At 46.3% G+C, this 13,933-nt stretch carries 12 protein-coding genes; 3 read left to right on the top strand and 9 right to left on the bottom strand.

What is annotated here, in order from left to right:
- Together WCK19_RS14860 and WCK19_RS14855 are read right to left on the bottom strand one after the other, a co-directional pair.
- Positions 1 to 437: hypothetical protein (locus WCK19_RS14860; RefSeq protein WP_342398178.1), on the bottom strand; the 437-nt coding region annotated here is incomplete at its 3' end.
- A 190-nt stretch (positions 438 to 627) separates the two neighbouring features.
- Positions 628 to 780, bottom strand: a complete 153-nt coding sequence (locus WCK19_RS14855; protein WP_342398177.1) for a hypothetical protein — start codon at positions 778 to 780, stop codon at positions 628 to 630.
- A 4-nt stretch (positions 781 to 784) separates the two neighbouring features.
- Between WCK19_RS14855 and WCK19_RS14850 the strand changes: the two genes are divergently transcribed.
- From WCK19_RS14850 to WCK19_RS14840, 3 genes are all read left to right on the top strand, one after another.
- The gene (locus WCK19_RS14850; RefSeq protein ID WP_342398176.1) at positions 785 to 1,075 is read left to right on the top strand and encodes a transposase; all 291 of its coding nucleotides are present in this window, start codon (positions 785 to 787) and stop codon (positions 1,073 to 1,075) included.
- 118 nt (positions 1,076 to 1,193) lie between these two features.
- Complete coding sequence (locus WCK19_RS14845) at positions 1,194 to 2,750, top strand: hypothetical protein (protein WP_342398175.1); 1,557 nt, start codon at positions 1,194 to 1,196, stop codon at positions 2,748 to 2,750.
- A 65-nt stretch (positions 2,751 to 2,815) separates the two neighbouring features.
- Positions 2,816 to 3,322, top strand: coding sequence for an HIT domain-containing protein (locus WCK19_RS14840; protein WP_342398174.1), 507 nt, complete (start codon positions 2,816 to 2,818; stop codon positions 3,320 to 3,322).
- Positions 3,323 to 3,437: 115 nt separating this feature from the next.
- Here the strand turns inward: WCK19_RS14840 and WCK19_RS14835 are convergent, their stop codons facing one another.
- From WCK19_RS14835 to acnA, 7 genes are all read right to left on the bottom strand, one after another.
- Complete coding sequence (locus WCK19_RS14835; RefSeq protein ID WP_342398173.1) at positions 3,438 to 3,695, bottom strand: hypothetical protein; 258 nt, start codon at positions 3,693 to 3,695, stop codon at positions 3,438 to 3,440.
- 224 nt (positions 3,696 to 3,919) lie between these two features.
- Complete coding sequence (locus WCK19_RS14830) at positions 3,920 to 6,214, bottom strand: xanthine dehydrogenase family protein molybdopterin-binding subunit (protein WP_342398172.1); 2,295 nt, start codon at positions 6,212 to 6,214, stop codon at positions 3,920 to 3,922.
- Between the two features lie 63 nt (positions 6,215 to 6,277).
- A complete protein-coding gene (locus tag WCK19_RS14825) occupies positions 6,278 to 8,293 on the bottom strand; it encodes a PAS domain S-box protein (RefSeq protein ID WP_342398171.1) in 2,016 nt (671 codons plus the stop codon).
- Positions 8,294 to 8,307: 14 nt separating this feature from the next.
- Complete coding sequence (locus WCK19_RS14820) at positions 8,308 to 9,132, bottom strand: alpha/beta hydrolase (RefSeq protein WP_342398170.1); 825 nt, start codon at positions 9,130 to 9,132, stop codon at positions 8,308 to 8,310.
- Positions 9,133 to 9,382: 250 nt separating this feature from the next.
- Positions 9,383 to 10,402 carry a Gfo/Idh/MocA family oxidoreductase gene (locus WCK19_RS14815; protein ID WP_342398169.1) on the bottom strand — a complete coding sequence of 340 codons (1,020 nt, stop codon included), beginning with the start codon at positions 10,400 to 10,402 and terminating at the stop codon, positions 9,383 to 9,385.
- A 317-nt stretch (positions 10,403 to 10,719) separates the two neighbouring features.
- Complete coding sequence (locus tag WCK19_RS14810; protein WP_342398168.1) at positions 10,720 to 11,064, bottom strand: TfoX/Sxy family protein; 345 nt, start codon at positions 11,062 to 11,064, stop codon at positions 10,720 to 10,722.
- Positions 11,065 to 11,208: 144 nt separating this feature from the next.
- A complete protein-coding gene (gene acnA / locus WCK19_RS14805) occupies positions 11,209 to 13,905 on the bottom strand; it encodes an aconitate hydratase AcnA (protein ID WP_342398167.1) in 2,697 nt (898 codons plus the stop codon).
- Positions 13,906 to 13,933 lie beyond the last annotated feature (28 nt).

Genomic DNA, 13,933 nt, shown 5'->3' with positions numbered 1-13,933 from the left:
GCGGAATTGCCGGACAGGCTGGAATTGGTGATTGTCACCGTCCCGTTATGGTTATAAATAGCCGCCCCATAACCATCACCGGAACCGGTAACGTAGCCATTGGTTAGGTTAAGATTGGTGAGGGATAGGCTTTTGCCGGTGTTGACGTAGAAAATCCGGTAGGTGGTTGCCCCGCTGATAATCAATTTGCCCACGCCGGTGTTGGTCAGGTTCAGGTCATTGGCAATGGTTTGTTGCCCATCCAGCGTGATGGTAGTATCGGTGGCGCAATTGAAGTCGAGAGTGCCACCTGTACTAACAATAGCTTTCAACGCCGCCAAGTTGCAGTTATCCACTGCCTGTGCCGGATGTCCGCTCACCAGAAACGCCGCAAATATCAGCGCGAGAGCCGCAAATGCAATTGCTAAACGTCTTTGTTTTGGAATAGCGTCAACCATAATCTCTCCCCTTATGTGCTGCAATCTTCATAATCACATTCAAGCAAAACGCAAATACACACAATTCAATTTACCACAAAGACGGTTGCTTTGCTTCAGGGGAAACCCTGATTCTTTTTATACCCAAACAAAAACCTCCCTCTTCCAAGCCTTCAAAGCAAGGAAAAGGGAGGCGTTTGTTTAGAATTGTTTAGCTCGCCGTAACCGTCAGAATGTTTACCACTTGCATCTCCGAGCGGTTGCCGTAGCCTACGACGGCGTAATCTCCCGGCGCAACCCCGGCGGTATCCAGTACGAAGGACAATACCCCGTCAGCAGTAGCACGATGCGTACCCAAGCTCACGGTCTTGCCATCCGGCAGCGATGCGGCTAATCATCCCTGTCACGCTAAAGCCCAACTTATTTTACGTCATCAGGATGAGCTATTTCAGTATGTGGTGGTGGAGGGATTGAGCGGGCATAACAATCTGGCGGAACAACAAATTCGACCTGTGGTAGTACGCCGCAAGCTAAGTGGCGGTAGCCGGAGTGAGGAAGGCAGCAAAACTATTTTCAATCTGCTCTGTTTATTTCAGACCTGGCATTCTCATCGCCTCAATCCTTTTCAACAGTGTTTGTCAGAACTTCAATTCTCTTAATTTCTTACCGTTTCTCTGAATTCATACTGACATTCAGATTTTTGACAGGCAGGGCTTCAACCTGTAATATTATAGTTCTTACTATGAAAAAGAATGTTTCAGGAGCATTTAAAGGCTAATGGCAGACAAAAAAACCAAACCCCCTAGGAGTCATAAACCGGGCGCAGGTCCGTTGGTACAGGAAACGCCTTCACGGCGTAACAAAGCGTCCGGTAACTTACCGCCTCCAAAGCGTGATTTGTGGAATACTATTCGCGAAAATTTCGGATGGGGGCTTATAATCGGACTACCAGTAATTATTGTAGTGTTGGCGTTGTTTTATCGTGCTACAGATGGCTTCAGCTTTAAAGCGCAAGCAACTGCTGTTCCCCTACCGACTGTTGCACCTACCCCAACCGCCGGTTCATACGTAGCGCCGCCCCAACCCTCGGCAAACCAAGCCAGTAATCGGGTTTTGTTCCTAGCTTCGCCTGACCCACAGAAAGGGCAACAGATTTTCACCGCTAATCCGGATGGTTCTGATGCGATGCAACTGACCAATACGCCTGAAATTAAATCTAATCCGGTGTGGTCGCCAGATGGAAAGCAAATTGCTTTTACCGCCCAGAATGCGGGCGTACAGATAGTTAACTATGACGGTTCAGGGCTTCATACGCTGGCTTATAATAGCTTTTCCCCCGTGTGGTCGCCGGATAGCAAGAAAATTGCCTTCTTGCGTTCGGAAACTGCTAAAGATGGGCGTGGTCCGAACAATGATGGTTCTGTACGTATATTATATATAATCAATGCTGACGGTAAGCCCAGTGATGAGCAAGCAATCGCGTATGATGCGATTGGGCAGAATTGGTCGCCGGACGGTAATGAGATTGTGTTTTTCTCGCTGCGGAATTTGGTAGCGTTTACGGTTGAGCCTAAATTGGGCGCGACAGTACGACAAGTAACCTTGCCTAATAATTTAGGAGCTTGGTTCCCAGCGTACACTCCTGATGGAAAGAACATTATTTTCTATGGCACTCCCAACGCTAATTACCTATCTGCTGGTCTAGATTTAAATGCAGCTTTCTTGACACCTACGCCCAGTCCGTTGCCGAGCAATAACCCTACTACGGTTGCAACTACAACTGCGAGTGGCACGTCAACAACTCCGCTTCTTACACCTACCGCAACGCCTAGCCCTACGCCGATGCCTAATCAGGTTTCTAACTTGTACAGCGTAAATCGAGATGGAAGCGGATTGAAGACGCTAACGACTATCGAAGATAACAACAATAGAAGCGCAGATAGCATGCTGGCGGCATATATTAATAATGGCGCAGAAGGTGTGGCATTCCTTACCAGCAAACCCTATTACCGAATGAGTCCGGCATATTCGGCAGATGGTAAACGGGTGGCAGTTCCCTTCATTACCAAAGATTTCGCCGGTATTCAACTGGTAAATCTGGATGGAGCAGGTCAGCCGATTAAAATTATTGCCGGAGAAGGTGGTCTTGAAGCCGGCACACGCCTAAACCCAACTTTCAGCGTAGATGGCACACGCCTGTATTATTTGTTCCAACCAACCGCACGGGATAAGTCGGTAGAAGTGCGTTCCTACGACCTCAACGGTAAGAGTGAAACGCCTTTTGTGAAGGATAATACCTACGGCTTTCCTACTTGCTGTGGATTCAAAAAGTAATTAAGCCTTTTAGCTCTCCACCGTTGCAAATTCGGTGGAGAGTCGCTTCTGAGAGGAGCCATTCGGTGGATATTCTCTGGACACCATGGCGGTTAGAATATATTCTGGGAGCAAAACAACCCGGTTGTGTGTTGTGCCAGAAAGTGCATGAAGAACCGGAAAATGACCCGGTTAATCTGTTGCTCTATCGAGGGCAACATAGTTTCATCGTTCTAAACCTTTACCCCTACAACAACGGTCATTTGATGGTAGTGCCTTACCAACATACCAGTGACCTGACCACGCTTGCCCCCGAAATTGTACAGGAAATTTTCGAGCTGACCCAACGTTGTGTGGCAATGCTTAAAGCGGTTTATCGTGCGGATGGATTTAATCTGGGTATGAATCTGGGCAAAGTGGCGGGTGCAGGCATAGATGACCACCTACACCAACATATTGTGCCTCGCTGGAATGGCGACACCAATTTTATGCCGGTACTAGCACAAACTCGCACAATGCCTGAACTACTCACCGATTCCTATTTCAAGTTAAAAGCGCGGGTGGGCGATTTTTTTAACCTGCCAAAAAGCTGAAATTCTTAAAGTAATAAAATAAGGTGGTCAAGGTTTGCCAAAGACCACCTTACTAACGCAATTGCACTAAAATTATACAGCCGTTAAAAAATTGCGTGTGTTTTTGCCGGAATACTTACTTGGCTGCCTTGCCTGTGCCATCTAAGTTGCGAACCAAGTTCGAATCAACCATATCACTAAAATCATTCACTACAACTCGTACTGTTTTGAAAGCCGAGCGTAGCGTTTCGGTGGCAGAATTCCGAGATTCACCTGACAAAAGGCTTAAAGGAATAGATATTAATTCAAATTGTAAATTTACCAATTGTCGGATAATGTTAGCGATGCTATCTGCGGCAGATTTCACTTCGTCTTGCTTTACTTCAGTTGCCATAAGCTTATCACCTCTTGTATGTAATTAGCCAATCTTATGACGCAGTGCGTCATAAATATGATATAGGATTTTTCACTGAAAATCAAGACATTTTTAAAATTAATTTGAGTATTAATGTTGATTTAACAACACTTGAACATACCGTAGGCAGAAATTTGAGAATAGGGGAATCGGTAGCGCAAAAAGCTTGAGCTATATCGCACCACCGATTGGCAAGCAGGTATTTAATTAAGTCCAGATATTATCTTCCACAGCTTTTCAGGGCGTAATGGCATATCCAGATTTGTGACACCATAGGGGCGCAGCGCATCCAACACCGCATTTACCACTGCCGGAGGCGAGCCAGTTGCGCCAGACTCGCCAATACCCTTTGAACCCAACGGATTAAGCGGGCTTGGAGTAAAGGTGCGGTTCAGTTCATAGGCGGGTAATTCGGTAGCGGTGGGAAAAGTATAATCCATGAGGCTACCGCTCAAAAGCTGTCCATCCTCATCATAGACCACTTCCTCATAGAGGGCTTGTGAAATGCCCTGCGCCAAACCGCCGTGTATCTGTCCATCTACTATCATCGGGTTGATGACATTGCCGCAATCGTCAACCGAAACATACTTGATAAATTCAACTTCTCCTGTTTCGGTATTGATTTCTAACGCGCAAATGTGTGTGCCAAAAGGAAAAGTTAGATCGGGGGCGTTGAAGTAGCGACTCGATTCCAACCCCATCTCCATATCGGCAGGAAGGCGGGCAGGTTGGTAAGCGGTACGCGCTATTTCTTTAAAAGAGCGGGAACTTCCCGGTACGCCTTTTACGCTAAAAGTTCCATCTGCTACCTCAATATCATTTTCGGAGGCTTCCAGCATATGCGCTGCCAGTTTGACCATCTTATCGCGCACCGATAAAGATGCGAGTCTTACAGCAGAGCCACCCACCGCTACACTGCGGCTACCATAAGTACCTTGCCCATAAGGAGTTTCTTTGGTGTCGCCATGTGAGACTTCAACCCGATCCATGCTTATACCTAAAGTGTCAGCTACTATCTGCGCCATGGTGGTTTCACCGCCCTGCCCATGTGGGGATGTTCCGGTAAAAACCATTACGCTTCCATCGGGATGAACGCGAATTACCGAGTTTTCGTAACCCATCGAGCCGCGTTCCACATAGCTACCCATCCCGATACCCATCAATTTGTGTGGAAGTTGGTCACCAGCTTCAGCCCTCCGCTGTGACTGCACACGCCGCATTTCTTCATATCCGAACGTTTGAAGGGCAAGCTCCATTGTATTCAGATAATCGCCGCTATCGTAAGTTGCGCCAGTGAGGGATTTGTAAGGGAACTGGTCTGGCTTTATGAAATTGCGCCGCCGCACTTCGGGCGGGTCAAGTTGCAAACGGGCTGCCAGCGCATCCATAACCCGCTCAACCAAATAACTGGCTTCCGGTCTTCCTGCCCCACGATAAGCCGTCATAGGAGTAGTATTGGTAAAAACATACTCGATGCGGGTATAGATATTTTCGATGGCATAACAGCCCGATGCCATAAGTGCGGTTAAGGAAGGTATCAGCAAAGACTCATCGTTTGCATAGGCGCCTATATCAGCTACCAATCGCAACTCCAGCCCTTTTATGATGCCTTCCTCGGTTGCGCCGATACGCACATAATCAATCTGATTACGCCCATGATAGGTAGCCATCAGGTTTTCGGTGCGATTCTCTACCCATTTAATAGAACAGCCCAGTTTTACAGCCGCTGCTGCCACGATTATCTCTTCGGGATACACTGCAATTTTAGCGCCAAACCCGCCGCCGACTTCAGGCGCAATTACCCGCACCCGATGTTCGGGCAGATTCAAAACATCAGCGAATATACTGCGCGAGAGGTGAGGAGCTTGATTGGAAAGCCAAACGGTAAGTTGCCCAGTGCCTTGGTTGTAATCCGCTACTATGCCTCTGGTTTCAAGCGAAATGGCAGCCAAACGCTGGTTATATATCCGTTCTTCTACTATTATCGGGCAGGCATCTATAGCAGAGGCAACTGCCGCCCGGTTGCCGTTCTCCGTCATTTTAGCCAGATTGGACTGCAAAGCGCTGTAAACAGTAGGCGCATCAGCTTTTAAGGCTTCTTCAGGATTCACAATTACAGGGAGTTGCTCAATATCCACCAATATGTCATTTGCCTGATCTTCAGCAGCAGCAGCGGTGGGAGCCACTACCAACGCCACCATTTCACCAGCCATACGTACCACACCATCAGAAAGATACGGACGATTTGGTAAGCGGCGATACACCGGGTTAAACTTGATTGTGTCCTTAAAATCATCCCAACGAAAAATCCGGCAATCGGGAACCCGGTTGAGGAAGTCCAAGCCCGTCACACGCCCATGCGCGTAGGGACTTCTGACAAAACTAGCATACAACATATTAGGTAGCTTGACATCGTCAACGTAGATAGCACGTCCAGTAATCAGGCGCAAATCTTCCTTGCGCTTGACTCTCGCGCCAATCATCGAGTTAATCGTCATCTCTTCTCCCCCCGGAAAGTAAAAAAGTGAGATTTATCACTACCATCGTTTTCACTCGAAAGCTTATGAGTACCGCACAATGCGGTTTCGACCTTCTTGCTTTGCGCGGTAAAGCGCTTTATCTGCTCGCTTGTACCAATCTTGGAAAGATTCGGTCTTTATGCGCTCAGCAACACCAATGCTAACGGTTTGTTTTCCTGTAACAGGATGATTATTGTTCTCTATTGCAGCACGTATCTTATCAAGTGCGCTGACTGTTCCATCAATGCCAGTTTGAGGCATCAAAAAAACAAATTCTTCTCCGCCAAACCGGATTAAAAAATCCGAGGCGCGTAAATTCTTTTTTGCAGTATCAGCAGTAAGCTTCAATAATTCATCCCCAATAGGATGTCCCCATGTGTCATTGACTTGCTTGAAATGATCCAAATCCAGTACAGCTAAGGAAAGAGGCTGATTATAGCGGTCTGCACTCTCCATTTCCTGTCCAATGATAGTTTCAAGGAAATGCCTGTTGTAGAGACCAGTCAGTTGGTCATGGTAGCTTACGTATTTCAAGGCTTCCGCTTGTTTTCTCTCTTCGATATTGCGGCTCGCTATAATGATTTCAATTTCATACTCTGCATTGTAAAGCATCCTTGTGGAAGCCTCAACCCAAATCATGTTGCCGTTTTTGCAAAGCTTCTGTATTTCATTTATAGCGCTATAGGAGGAATCAGGATGGTTTTTCAGATGTTCCATTCCGGCTGAAATATAATTCCTTATCTTTATCACTGATTCAAGCGACATGAAATCTTCCAAGCTTTGCTCTAACGACTCTTCCACGCTGAATCCAGTTTGCTGTTCAACGGATGGGCTAATGTAGGTATATTTACCTTTGCTCAGGTTTATAACCCATACGACATCAAACATATTTTCTGTGATGAACTGATATTTTTCCTCACTGAGTCTCAATGCTTCAGTTACTTTCTTCTGTTTTTCTGTAACATCTCTAGCTGAGGAATATATGAACTTTCCAGCTCCGGGTTGGCTATACCATTCGATATATCTATAAGTACCGTCTTTATGACGATATCGATTCATAAAACCGGATACCATTTTCCCATCGTTTAATTCTCCAAGCACAACCAGAGTATCCGAAATATCTTCTTCATGCACAAAAGACAATAAACTTTTGCCTTCCACCTCTTCTGCTCTGTAGCCTAGTATTTCTCTAAATTTTCTATTCACTTTGTGAAAATTACCAGTTGTATCTGAAACACAAAGTATATCTAGGTTTACCTCCAGAAATCCCTCAATGTCCTTCTCTTGAGTATATTCTTTTGTGATATTCTTAAATATCACCACAACCCCTGTAAGTTTCCCGTTCTTTGAAAGGATTCCAGCAGCGTTTCCAGATATATAAATTTCAGAGCCATTCCTTGAAACCAAACCACTGTTAATTGGGCATTCTTTTTTTGTTATATCTTTTTCAAGCAACTCATTAACCGGATTTGGGGCTTTTTCCCTTGTAAGCATATTGATATGGTTGAATACGGTAGCAAAGTCCTTACCATAGGCTTCTCTCTTTGACCATCCTGTATAATTCTCCGATGCAGGATTCATGAGCGTGATTTTTTCCTGAGTGTCAGTTACAATGATTCCTTCATTTATTGAGAATATTGTTGTCTCAAAAAGCTCACGAAGCTTAGTTTCTACTATGTATGAATCCTCTAGCTTCTTTTTAATGTCTTGAAGCTCACGCTCATATTCATCGCGTTTAGACATTCTCACTGCAATGCAATCAATTAATTCAGCGCTTGCGCGACTGCCATTTAGTAGTAAAGGCACCTCTTTACCGAGTCGGCTTTTAAATGTGAGATATGTTTCTTCAGCTTTCCCATTAATTTGGATTTGAAGAAAAAACAGGGTGTGGAACATCAGTTTGCTTGCAATAGATAGAAACGATTCAATATGCTTATTAACCACTTCGTTATATTCATATTCAATCATTTTCAAAAACGTTTGATTTATATCAATTATGTACCCTTGGTTTGTAAGAACCATAAAACCGCATGGGGCATTGTCCATTCTGTGGTTCATAGCCTACGCATCTTCTAAAGATTTTTTCCAGTAGAGGTAGCAGATGACAAGAACTTCAAGATGATGTCAGTTGTCTTTTTAGGCTCGCTTATATTGGGATAATGCCCTTTTGATTCCATAACCTCCAGCACACTATTCTTTATATTCTCATGAAGATAGTCTCCTACCTCAATGGGAACTACGCTGTCCAACGAACATTGGATAATCAATGAAGGAACAGTAACATTTGGCAGGTCTTTTCTATGGTCTGATAAAAAAGTAGCCTCTGCAAAATTTCTCATAATTAGAGGATCCTCAGCGCAAAAAGCATCCTCTAGGCGCTTCGCCAGTATTGGTCGGTCAGGGTTATTCATCAGACCTGCCGCATTCAAACTTGCCCAGCCAATGAAGCTTTTCTCCATCATTCTGAGCAATTCTTTTACATCACTCTCATCAAAACCTCCATAATAAGCGGGCTTATCATTAAGATAGCGTGGAGAAGGACTAAGCATTATTAAAGATTCAAAATACTCCGGTTTTTGAATAGATGCCAGCAGCCCAATCATACCGCTCACAGAATGTCCAACAAAAATAACCGGACCTATATTTAATGTGTCAAGTATCTCTAGTAAGTCCTTTGCATAGCCATGTAGGTCTTTATAGCGTTCAGGGTCATAGGCTGTGAAATCCGAATTTCCAGAACCTACATAGTCGAATAACACAATGCGATAGTCTTTCTCAAAATAGGGTATCATTAATTGCCAGATATTTTGAGCGCAACCAAAGCCATGTCCGAATACAATTGTTTTTGTTCCTTCTCCAAGGATGTTAACGTTATTGCGTAATAATATATTTTGCATTATATCCTCTCTCTATGTAACATAGAAGCTCAACCCGTTTTCGATTACAGCGGCTAATGTGTTTGGAATATACTGTTATACCGCTCTTAATGACCGTGTTTTTCTCATACTTCCCTTAAAACCCCTAATATTATAGCAGAAAACCAACCCATTTTAATACCAACGGTCTAGTGGGCGAGCTTTCTTATTATATTAGCAAAATTTATTGTTGCTTGCCTTCAGTAATGTAGATTAATCCAGAAGTTAAGAGCTACCGATAGCGTACTCTGACGCTGGCGCCCGTCCGCGCCGATTCTTGTGCTGCCAGCGCCACCGCCAGAGAATGCAAGCCATCCTCACCCGTAGCAGAGGGACTACCCTGCCCTTCTACCGCCTGCACGAAGTTTCGCACACCTATCATATAGACATCTTCATGTTCGCCGGTATCCACTTCCTCGACTTTACCATCACAATGCAAAAAGACTTTGCCCGGTGGGTTGGGCTGCATTACGCCCTCTGCAAATAAAGAACCTTCGGTGCCATGAACCTGAAAACCCGTTCCGGCATGCTTAATGGTAAAAGCATCGTGGAATTGAGCCAGCAGACCACTTCGGAAACGCATAACACCCATCACCGCATCTTCCACTGCACCACTCGCTAGACCCTGTTGTAAAGAAAAAGCGGTTACCGACTCCACATCGTCATTCAGCACAAAGCGCAAGGTATCGGTATCATGCACCGTAATATCCAGAATAACTCCGCCACCCGCTTCAGGCTTATGCAAGCGCCAGCCCTGCAAACGCGGCGGAAGATAGACCGCATGAAATACCCGCGCTGCTAGCGGCTGCCCAATTTTACCCTCTGCAATCATGCGGCGCATTGTGCGATGTGCCGCCGCATTACGCAAATGGTGGTTAATACCCATGACTACACCAGCATCCCGACAAGCCTTTACCATTTCGTTTGCAGCTTCAATTGACATGGTAAGAGGCTTTTCGCATAAAACATGCTTTCCGGCTTTGGCGGCAGCAAGAGTTTGGGAATGATGCAATTCGTTAGTGGTACTGATGTAAACAATAGCTATGTCAGGGTCGGCAAGAAGTGCTTCCACCGAGTCATACGCGGCGGGAATATCTGTTTCCAAAGCGTATTGTTTGGCACGCTCCAGATTGCTGCTCATAACCGCTTTTACAAAATTATGAGATTGTGACCGAATAGCCGGAATCATAGCGGTGCGGGCAATATCGCTCGCGCCAATAAAGCCCCAACCATGTGATTTGCCAGTATCCATTCTTTTCCCTCCCGTTGTGAAAGGCTAGTACGCTCTATAATTGTACCACTTTAGGAGTTGGAACAGGTCAATTTTACCTTTTAAAACAGGGGAAATGCGTTTGGACATTGGTGTGCTGTTGTCCAACGACTATTTGCCCGACTAGACCCAGTTCAATAGGAAAAAGCCCTAACAAGTTTTTTGATGCCAAAGTAGTGGGACCAATCCGTCAGCTTTCCAAATTCAGCAAAATAATTGTTAGAGGAAGTATAGGGGACACCATTATTACCTCGGAGGGGAATTTCCCCTGCACCCCAAGTTGCGGCACTTTTGGTTTTTTACTCTTTGCGCTTAACCGACTTCTTGAGCTTCTTTTGGGGTAATGGCAATTCCGGCGTGGTGATTTGTAGGAGCTTTACTAACCAGTCGCGGTCATCCCACTTGTCACCTGTAATAAGCAAATATGGTTTTGCACCGGGGTACGGACTCCCTTCTACAAATTCACCGATGTAGGCTTTCCCCACTGCGGTAGGTTTGACAAAAAGTTGGTCGTCACAAACCAATGCCACCATCTTTCCGTCGCAAAATATCCCATATTCGCCAAACATCTTTTTTGCATAGACTGTGCCTGCTTCTGCAATTTGTTCGACAATGTAATCAACGGTACTTTGCCTAGATGCCATGCTAAACCCTCTCTATTCGTCCGAACAATTCAACGATGCTTAATATTTATTGAAGCTCGTTTCATAGAGCCAACTCTTTTAAATGTGAAAAGAGAATAGCTCGGCGCAAACCGAGCCACTCTAGCATTACCAAAGGCTGTTTAATTAAGCTTTAGCTACCAATTGGCGGAATACATAGGACAAGATACCGCCGTGACGGTAGTATTCCAGTTCGATTGGGGTATCAATGCGTGATATTACCGGCACCTGCAACGTTTCACCATTCGCCCGTTTGATAACCAGCGTAACGTCTTGCTGCGGTTTTAGATTCGGGTCTTCCAAGCCCAGCAATTCGTAAGATTCGGTGCCGTCCAGTTGCAAGGTGCGTGCGTTCACGCCCTCTTTGAACTGGCAAGGCAACACGCCCATACCCACCAAATTGTTGCGATGGATGCGCTCGAAACTCTCCGCTACCACCACCTTCACGCCCAGTAAGCTTGTGCCTTTCGCCGCCCAGTCGCGAGAGCTACCTGTGCCGTATTCTTGCCCGGCGAAAATGAAGAGCGGAGTACCCGCTTCGAGATATTTCATCGCTGCATCGAAGATGGGCAGTTGCTCGCCAGTCGGTTGGTAGATGGTCACGCCGCCTTCTACGCCCGGAACCATCTGGTTCTTGATACGTACATTGGCGAAAGTACCGCGTAACATCACCCGGTCGTTGCCGCGCCGTGTTCCGTAGGTATTGAAATCCTCGAAGGCAACTCCCTTTTCCAGCAAATATTTACCGGCAGGTGAGTTCTTTTTGATTGAGGCGGCAGGGCTGATGTGGTCGGTGGTAATCGAGTCACCGAAGATAGCCAGCGATTTTCCGCCCGTAACGTTGGTTATTGCGCTCGGTTCCGCGCTTAAATCTAGGAAGAAAGGTGGCTCTTGTATATAGGTGGATTCGCGATCCCATTCGTACACATCACCGGAGTTGCTAGGAATTTGCATCCACAGGTCGTTCTCTTCCACAAAATTACCGTAGAGTCGGCGGTAAACTTTGGGGTCACGCGCCACGCCTAGCAACGTTTTTACTTCGGCATTGGTGGGCCAAATATCTTTCAGATAAACCGCGTTACCCTCTTTATCCTTGCCGACAGGCTCGGTAGTAAGGTCAATATCTACGCGCCCTGCTAACGCAAAAGCCACCACCAACGGCGGACTCATCAGGAAGTTGGCTTTAATATTGGGATGTACCCGCGCTTCAAAGTTGCGATTACCGCTCAACACGCTGGCAGTTACCAAATCGCCCTTCAACACCGCTTCTTCAATATTCTGGTCAAGTGGACCTGAGTTACCAATACAGGTGGTACAGCCATAAGCCACAATATTGAAGCCGAGTTTATCAAGATAGGGTTGTAATCCGGCAGCTTTGAGATATTCGGTAACTACCCGCGAACCGGGCGCGATGGAGGTTTTGACTTTGGGAGAAACGCTCAAGCCATGTTCAACCGCCTTTTTCGCCACCAAGCCTGCCGCCAATAACACGCCGGGATTTGAGGTGTTGGTGCAAGAAGTGATAGCCGCAATCAGCACGTCCCCATTACTCAGGCTATAGTCATGTTCATTGACTTGCACCGAAGCGGCAATTTCGGAAGGGGCTTTGGCATAACCATTTTCGGCTACGGGCTTAGCCAATAGGCTGTTGAAAGTCTCTTTCAGGGCGACCAATCGGACTCTATCTTGCGGACGTTTGGGACCTGCTACGCTCGGCTCGATTGAAGCCAAATCAATTTCCACCACCGAGCTATAATCAATATCACCCTTAATAGGGAAGCCATAAATACCCTGCGCTTTGCAATAAGCCGTTACCGTTTCTACTTGCTCATCGCTACGCCCGGTTGCTTTCAGATAGGCGATGGTTTCATCATCCACCGGGAAAAAGCCCATAGTTGCGCCGTATTCAGGAGCCATATTGGCGATAGTAGCGCGGTCTGTTAGGGACAGGCTGGATGCGCCCTCGCCGAAAAATTCGCAGAACTTGCCGACTACCTTGTGCTTGCGTAAAGTCTCGGTGATGGTCAAAACCATGTCGGTAGCGGTTATGCCTTCGCGCAAGGAGCCGGTCAAGTTCACGCCCACTACATCGGGAGTTAGGAAGTACACAGGCTGCCCTAGCATACCGGCTTCCGCTTCGATGCCGCCAACGCCCCAACCTACAATGCCAAGACCGTTAATCATCGTGGTGTGCGAGTCTGTACCCACCACCGTATCAGGATAATAAACGCCCTCATTTTCCAGAACGCCTTGCGCCAAATACTCAAGGTTTACCTGATGCACAATACCAGTGCCGGGCGGTACTACGCGAACGCTCTTGAAAGCCTGCATGCCCCACTTCATAAACTGATAGCGTGGCGCATTGCGCTCGAATTCCAGTTCCATATTCTTGCGTAGCGCATCGTTATCCCCAGAAAAGTCAACCTGTACTGAGTGGTCAACCACCAAATCAACCGGCACAAGCGGCTCGATAACGCCCGGATTTTTATTTAATTTCTGGATAGCAGAGCGCATTGCGGCAAGGTCAGCCAGCAAAGGCACTCCGGTAAAATCTTGTAAAACAATGCGGGCTACTACAAAGGGAATTTCATCAGTGCGGGAAGCGTTCGGTTTCCAAGTGGCAAGGTTATAAATGTCTTTTTCAAGTATTTTCTGACCGTCATAATTTCGCAGCACCGATTCAAGTACGATGCGAATACTGACCGGAAGGCGAGAAATAGAACCTACGCCTGCCTTCTCTAATTGTGGCAGTGAATAATACTGTCCGGTGCGCCCACCATTGATTTCAAAGGTTTGAAGTGTATCAAAAAGATTATGTGCCATTTTCCTTGTCTCTCTCGGTCATATACTG

Origin of the sequence: Candidatus Chlorohelix sp. (genome assembly GCF_037138995.1) — a bacterium.
Taxonomy (GTDB): Bacteria; Chloroflexota; Chloroflexia; order Chloroheliales; family Chloroheliaceae; genus Chlorohelix.
This window is presented reverse-complemented; position numbering and strand designations above follow the sequence as displayed.

Bases quoted from the DNA above. Each gene is read 5' to 3' on its own strand.
- WCK19_RS14825 (WP_342398171.1), bottom strand. From the start codon at position 8,293: ATGAACCACAGAATGGACAATGCCCCATGCGGTTTTATGGTTCTTACA.
- WCK19_RS14835 (WP_342398173.1), bottom strand. From the start codon at position 3,695: ATGGCAACTGAAGTAAAGCAAGACGAAGTGAAATCTGCCGCAGATAGC.
- WCK19_RS14820 (WP_342398170.1), bottom strand. From the start codon at position 9,132: ATGCAAAATATATTATTACGCAATAACGTTAACATCCTTGGAGAAGGA.
- WCK19_RS14815 (WP_342398169.1), bottom strand. From the start codon at position 10,402: ATGGATACTGGCAAATCACATGGTTGGGGCTTTATTGGCGCGAGCGAT.
- WCK19_RS14810 (WP_342398168.1), bottom strand. From the start codon at position 11,064: ATGGCATCTAGGCAAAGTACCGTTGATTACATTGTCGAACAAATTGCA.
- WCK19_RS14845 (WP_342398175.1), top strand. From the start codon at position 1,194: ATGGCAGACAAAAAAACCAAACCCCCTAGGAGTCATAAACCGGGCGCA.
- acnA (WP_342398167.1), bottom strand. From the start codon at position 13,905: ATGGCACATAATCTTTTTGATACACTTCAAACCTTTGAAATCAATGGT.
- WCK19_RS14830 (WP_342398172.1), bottom strand. From the start codon at position 6,214: ATGACGATTAACTCGATGATTGGCGCGAGAGTCAAGCGCAAGGAAGAT.